Origin of the sequence: Streptomyces sp. FH025 (assembly GCF_017427025.1) — a bacterium.
Taxonomy (GTDB): domain Bacteria; phylum Actinomycetota; class Actinomycetes; order Streptomycetales; family Streptomycetaceae; genus Kitasatospora.
In genome coordinates, this window is the sequence record NZ_JAFLNG010000444.1 from 1 (window position 1) to 6466 (window position 6466).

The window sequence follows — 6466 nt, forward strand, 5'->3', positions numbered from 1 at the left end:
TCCCCCGCCGGTCGGCCCGCCGCCGTCACCGGAGATCTGGAGAGCTTCTGGCGCGACGGCTACCGCGCCGTCCGCGCCGACCTCCGAGGCCGCTACCCCCGCCACCCCTGGCCCGAGGACCCGACCACCGCGGAACCCACCCGCCGCACCAACGCCCGGAAATGACGAAGGGCCCGGACACTCGCGCGTCCGGGCCCTTCGTCCATCGGCACATCAGTGCGCGGCGGCCTCCCAGTCGGCGCCGACGCCGACCGAGACGTCCAGCGGGGCGCGCAGCGGGTAGGCGCCCGCCATCTGCTCGCGGACGATCGCCTCGACCGGCTCGCGCTCGCCCGGGGCCAGCTCCAGCACGATTTCGTCGTGCACCTGGAGCAGCATCCGGGAGGTGAGGCCGGCCTCGCGCAGCGCCTCGTCGACCCGCAGCATGGCGATCTTGACGATGTCGGCGGCCGAGCCCTGGATCGGGGCGTTCAGGGCCATCCGCTCGGCCATCTCGCGGCGCTGGCGGTTGTCGCTGTTGAGGTCCGGCAGGTAGCGGCGGCGACCGAGCAGGGTCTCGGTGTAGCCGGTCGCGCGGGCCTCCTCGACGACCCGGTGCAGGTAGTCGCGCACGCCGCCGAAGCGCTCGAAGTAGGTGTCCATCAGGCCCTGCGCCTCGGCCGGCTTGATGCCGAGCTGCTGCGAGAGCCCGTACGCGGACAGCCCGTACGCCAGGCCGTAGGACATCGCCTTGATCTTGCGCCGCATCTCGGCGTCCACGGCGGCGCCCGGGACCTCGAAGACCTGGGAGGCGACGGTGGTGTGCAGGTCCTCGCCGGAGGCGAAGGCCTCGATCAGGGCCTCGTCCTCGGACAGGTGCGCCATGATCCGCAGTTCGATCTGCGAGTAGTCGGCGGTGAGCAGCGACTCGTAGCCCTCGCCGACGACGAAGGCGCGGCGGATCGCCCGGCCCTCCTCGGTGCGGACGGGGATGTTCTGCAGGTTCGGGTCCTGCGAGGAGAGCCGGCCGGTGGCGGCGACCATCTGGTTGAAGGTGGTGTGGATCCGGCCCTTGGGCGAGACGGTCTTGAGCAGGCCCTCGACGGTGGTGCGCAGCTTGGCCTGGTCGCGGTGGCGCAGCAGGATGACCGGCAGCTCGTTGTCGGTCTGGGTGGCGAGCCAGGTGAGGGCGTCGGCGTCGGTGGTGTAGCCGGTCTTGATCTTCTTGGTCTTCGGGAGGGCGAGCTCGCCGAAGAGGATCTCCTGGAGCTGCTTGGGCGAGCCGAGGTTGAACTCGCGCCCGGCGGCGGCGTGCGCCTCCTCGACGCAGCGCTGGATCTCGGCGGCGAACTGCGCCTCCAGCGTGGTGAGCCACTCGCGGTCGGCGGCGATGCCGTAGCGCTCCATGCGGGCGAGCAGGGCGGCGATGGGCAGTTCCATGTCGCGCATCAGCCCGGTGGCGCCGACCTCGCCGAGGCGGGTGTCGAAGAGCGCGGCGAGGTCGAGTACGGCGCGGGCCTGGAGCATGAGCGACTGGGCCGCGGCGGTCTCGTCCTCCTCCGGTGCGTCGAAGGCGAGTTGGCCGCTCTCGGTGGCGGGGGCCGGGGTGAGCGAGCGGGCCAGGTACTCCTCGGCGAGCACCTCCAGGGTGAAGGTGCGCCGGCCGGGCTTCTCCAGGTAGGCGGCGAGGGCGGTGTCGGCGACGACGCCGTCGATGGCCCAGCCGCGCTCGGCGAAGGCGCGCATGACCTGCTTGGCGATGTGCAGGGCCTTGGGGGCCGTCCGGTCGGCGAGCCAGGCGGCGAAGGCCCGCTCGTCCTCCTCGGCGAGCAGCGCCGGGTCGAACCAGGCGGCGGACTCCCCTGCGGCGAGGGCCACTTCGGTGACCTCGCCGGTGCCGAGCGCCCACTGGTAGACGGCGGCCAGGGCGACGGTGGTCTTGCCGTCGGAGGCGTGCTCGCGCAGCCAGGTGGCCAGCGTGCCCGGGTCGGTGAGCAGTTCGCCGTCGACCTCGACGCCGGGGGCGAGTTCGGCGGCCTCCTCCTCGCCCGCCGCCGGGTCGATGCCCAGGACGCGGTCGCGGAAGTTGGCGTTGCGGAACTCCAGCGACTCCATCAGGGTGCCGACGGCGGCCTTGTCGAAGGCCTGGCGGGCCAGGTCGGCCACGCCGAGCGGGAGTTCGACGTCGCGGACCAGCTCGGTGAGCACCCGGTTGCGCTTGACCGAGTCGAGGTTGTCGCGCAGCTTCTCGCCGATCTTGCCCTTGACCTCGTCGGCGCGGGCGACGAGGTCGTCGAAGGAGCCGAACTGGTTGACCCACTTGGCGGCGGTCTTCTCGCCGACGCCGGGGATGCCGGGCAGGTTGTCGGACGGGTCGCCGCGCAGGGCGGCGAGGTCGGGGTACTGGCGGGGGGTGACGCCGTACTTCTCGGTGACCTTCTCCGGGGTGAAGCGGGTGAGCTCGGAGACGCCCTTGGTGGGGTAGAGCACGGTGACGTGGTCGGTGACCAGCTGGAGCGAGTCGCGGTCGCCGGTGACGATGTCGACGTCGTAGCCGGCCGCCTCGGCGGCGGTGGCCAGGGTGGCGATGATGTCGTCGGCCTCGAAGCCCTCGGCGGTCAGCCGGGGGATGTGCATGGCGTCGAGCAGTTCGCCGATCAGGCCGATCTGGCTGCGGAACTCGTCCGGCGTCTTGGCGCGGTTGGCCTTGTAGTCGGGGAACTCGACGGAGCGGAAGGTCTGCCGGGAGACGTCGAAGGCGACGGCGAGGTGGGTGGGCCGTTCGTCCCGGACGGTGTTGGCGAGCATCGAGGCGAAGCCGTAGACCGCGTTGGTGGGCTGCCCGGTGGAGGTGTTGAAGTTCTCCACGGGCAGGGCGTAGAAGGCCCGGTAGGCCATCGAGTGCCCGTCGAGCAGCATCAGCCGGGGCCGCGGGCCGGCCCCGCCGCCACCCGTCGCGCCCTTGTCCGTACTCTGCGTAGCCACGTCAACGTCCGTTCCTGCCGATTCCACTACCGGTGACCGATCCTAGGGCCCGGCACCGACAAAAGGGGCGCCGCGCCGGTCCGACCACGGCCGCTACCAGCGAGTAGGACGGTCGTACGATCACAGGCAGCACGACGACGCGACCCCCGAGCGGCAGGAGCTCCCCATGACCGACGCGGCCCCCGACACCGCCCCCGTCCTGAAGGTCCCGCAGGACGTGCTGGACCACTTCTCCCGGCTCGGGGTGAGCCCGGAGACCTTCTCCGGCGGCCACCTCGGCGAGAAGCTCGGCATCCGGATCGTCGAGGCGTCCGGCGACCGCGTGGTCGGCACCATGCCGGTGGAGGGCAACCAGCAGCCGTACGGGCTGCTGCACGGCGGCGCGTCGGCGGCACTGGCCGAGACGCTGGGCTCGATCGGCGCGATGCTGCACGCCGGTCCGGGCCGGTACGCGGTGGGCGTGGACCTCAACGCCACCCACCACCGCTCGGCCACCTCCGGTCTGGTCACGGGCGTGGCGACGGCGGTGTTCAAGGGCCGCACCGCGGCCACGTACGAGATCGCGATCACCGACGACACCGGCAAGCGGATCACCAGCTGCCGGCTGACCTGCATGCTGCGCGACCTGTAGCCCACGCGACTTTCAGGCCGGATCCACAACCACCGTACGCCTGCCGACAGTTGCCGTACGGTCGATATCAAGTCCCTTTCTCGCCCCCTTGTTTGACCATCCGCCACCCTGGGCAGGCGTCGGTCTGGACAAGGGGGCGGTGGCATGTCCGGGCGCGCTCGGCCGCGATCCCGGCGGATGTAACGCTACGTAACAAGTAGGAAATCCGATCAAATGGCCGTTCCGGGGCCTCTGGACACCCCGGGGCTCCTTCGCTGCGCCCTCATCGTCCGGAATGCGGACGAGCGCGGCCGAAAACAGCGCACCGGACGCGACTGTCCGATTATCGACGGCAACAGCTGCAACCCCTATTTCTGGGCCTTACATTGCCCCATCAGCGAGCGGGGGCCCGGAAGTTCGGGATCGGTCGAGCCAAAACGACCGCATGCTGAGACAACTGGTCTGTGTGCTCATAACAAGAGAATCACAGCCTGCCCGCACCACTGCCCGAGCCGCCCAACGCCGCCTAGAGTCACGGCCAGTCACCGCGCCATCCGGAATGGGCCCGGCCCTCCGCGCATCCCGGCTCCCGCCACTCAGACGCGGGCGCCTCCTGAACCGAAGGGGACCCCTCGTGCGTCATCGTTCAGCAGTTGTCGTGAGCATTGCCGTGATCGGCGCCCTCAGCCTCAGCGCCTGCGGCTCCCGCGGTGAGAAGAAGAACGCCGACAGCGGCAGCGGCAACGGCGGTTCCGCCTCCACCGTCGTCATCGGCGTCGACGCCCCGCTCACCGGCGACCTCTCCGCCCTCGGCCTCGGCATCCGCAACTCCGTCGACCTCGCGGTCAAGAAGGCCAACGAGACGAACGAGGTCCCGGGCGTCAAGTTCGAGATCAAGGCCCTCGACGACACCGGCAAGCCCGCCCCCGGCCAGCAGAACGCCACCCAGCTGGTCGGCGACCCCAAGGTGCTCGGCGTCGTCGGCCCGCTCAACTCCAGTGTGGCGCAGTCGATGCAGCAGATCTTCGACGACGCGAACCTGGTCGAGGTCTCCCCCGCCAACACCGGCGTCGCCCTCAGCCAGGGCGAGAAGTGGGCCAGCGGCGAGAAGAAGCGCCCCTTCAAGTCCTACTTCCGCACCGCCACCACCGACGCCATCCAGGGCCCGTTCGCCGCCCAGTACCTCTACAACGACGCCAAGAAGACCAAGGTCTTCCTCATCGACGACCAGAAGACCTACGGCGCCGGCCTCGCCGCCACCTTCAAGAGCGAGTTCACCAAGCTCGGCGGCACCCTGGCCGGCGAGGAGCACGTCAACCCCGACGACCGCGACTTCTCCGCCATCGTCACCAAGGTCAAGAACTCCGGCGCCGACGCCGTCTACTACGGCGGCGAGTACCCGGCCGCCGGCCCGCTCTCCCTCCAGCTCAAGGACGCCGGCGCCACCATCCCCCTGATGGGCGGCGACGGCATCCAGAGCGCCGACTTCATCAAGCTCAACCCCAAGAGCCAGGGCGACTTCGCCACCGCCGTCGGCCTGCCCGTCGAATCCCTCGACACCGCCAAGAAGTACATCGCCGACTACAAGGCGGCCGGCTACAAGGACGCCTACGAGACCTACGGCGGCTACTCCTACGACAGCGCCTGGTCCATCATCGAGGCCGTCAAGAACGTCGTGAAGGACAACGGCGGAAAGCTCCCCACCGGCGACGCCCTGCGCAAGACCGTCCGCGACGCCGTCCAGAAGGTCACCTTCGACGGCGTCACCGGCAAGGTCTCCTTCGACGAGTTCGGCGACACCACCAACAAGCAGCTCACCGTCTACACCGTCAAGGACGGCAAGTGGGCCGTGGAGAAGTCCGGCACCTTCAACGGCTGACATTCCGTCACCACCCGGACAGACAGCCGCACTTCGCACCACAGCACACACGCGCGCGGGGGCGCCACCAGTGCCCCCGCGCGCCCCCACATCCACCACCCACGCGGACACCCCCGAACGCACTACGGAGGCCCAGCGGTGCACGACCTACCGCAGCAGCTGGCCAACGGCCTGATCCTCGGAGCCCTCTACGGACTCGTCGCGATCGGCTACACGATGGTCTACGGCATCGTCCAGCTCATCAACTTCGCCCACGGCGAGATCGTCATGGTCGGCGGCTTCGGCGCCCTGACCGCCTACCTCGCCCTCCCCGGCGGCACCACCCTGTGGCTGGCCCTACCACTCATGCTGATCGCCGGCATCCTGGTCTCCACCCTCACCGCCGTCGCCGCCGAACGCTTCGCCTACCGGCCACTGCGCAACGCCCCCCGACTCGCCCCGCTGATCACCGCGATCGGGCTGTCCATCTTCCTGCAGCAACTCGTCTTCTCCTTCTACCCCGACGCCAAGAAGGCCCGGGTCTTCCCCAAGATCCCCGGCGACCCCTTCGACCTCGGCTCCGTCACCATCCAACGCAGCGACCTCTTCCTGATCATCGCCGCCCCGCTCTGCATGCTCGCCCTCGGCTGGTTCGTCACCCGCACCCGCTCCGGCCGCGCCATGCAGGCCACCAGCCAGGACCCGGACACCGCCAAGCTCATGGGCATCGACACCGACCGGATCATCGTCCTGGCCTTCGCCATCGGCGCCGCCTTCGCCGCCGTCGCCGCCGTCGCCTACGGACTGCGCAGCGGCCAGGTCGACTTCCGCATGGGCTTCATCCTCGGCCTCAAGGCCTTCACCGCCGCCGTCCTCGGCGGCATCGGCAACATCTACGGCGCCATGCTCGGCGGCATCGCCCTCGGCCTCGCCGAAGCCCTCGCCACCGGCTACGTCCAGCACCTGCCCGGCATGCACCTCTTCGGAGGCGGCGCCTGGAAGGACGTCTGGGCCTTCGTACTCCTCATCCTCGT

5 protein-coding genes are annotated in these 6466 nt (G+C 70.1%); 4 read left to right on the forward strand and 1 reads right to left on the reverse strand.

Annotated elements, in window-relative coordinates; genetic code table 11:
• On the forward strand, positions 1 to 165 hold a 165-nt coding region (locus J0670_RS26280), incomplete at its 5' end, for an ATP-dependent helicase C-terminal domain-containing protein (RefSeq protein WP_207814153.1).
• A gap of 48 nt (positions 166 to 213) precedes the next feature.
• On the opposite strand, the gene polA is transcribed toward J0670_RS26280, so the two are convergent.
• Positions 214 to 2898, reverse strand: a complete 2685-nt coding sequence (polA, locus tag J0670_RS26285) for a DNA polymerase I (protein ID WP_207814154.1) — start codon at positions 2896 to 2898, stop codon at positions 214 to 216.
• A gap of 232 nt (positions 2899 to 3130) precedes the next feature.
• On the opposite strand from polA, the gene J0670_RS26290 reads away from it, so the two are divergent.
• The 3 genes from J0670_RS26290 to J0670_RS26300 all read left to right on the forward strand — a co-directional run.
• Positions 3131 to 3595, forward strand: a complete 465-nt coding sequence (locus J0670_RS26290; RefSeq protein ID WP_207814150.1) for a PaaI family thioesterase — start codon at positions 3131 to 3133, stop codon at positions 3593 to 3595.
• Positions 3596 to 4208: 613 nt separating this feature from the next.
• Positions 4209 to 5453, forward strand: coding sequence for a branched-chain amino acid ABC transporter substrate-binding protein (locus J0670_RS26295; RefSeq protein WP_207814151.1), 1245 nt, complete (start codon positions 4209 to 4211; stop codon positions 5451 to 5453).
• Between the two features lie 138 nt (positions 5454 to 5591).
• Positions 5592 to 6466, forward strand: an 875-nt coding sequence (locus J0670_RS26300) for a branched-chain amino acid ABC transporter permease (protein ID WP_207814152.1), incomplete at its 3' end; no start/stop codon positions are given.

Excerpts from the sequence above, each read along its gene's own strand:
- polA (WP_207814154.1), bottom strand. The coding sequence starts at position 2,898 with ATGCTGCTCGACGGGCACTCGATGGCCTACCGGGCCTTCTACGCCCTG.
- J0670_RS26290 (WP_207814150.1), top strand. The coding sequence starts at position 3,131 with ATGACCGACGCGGCCCCCGACACCGCCCCCGTCCTGAAGGTCCCGCAG.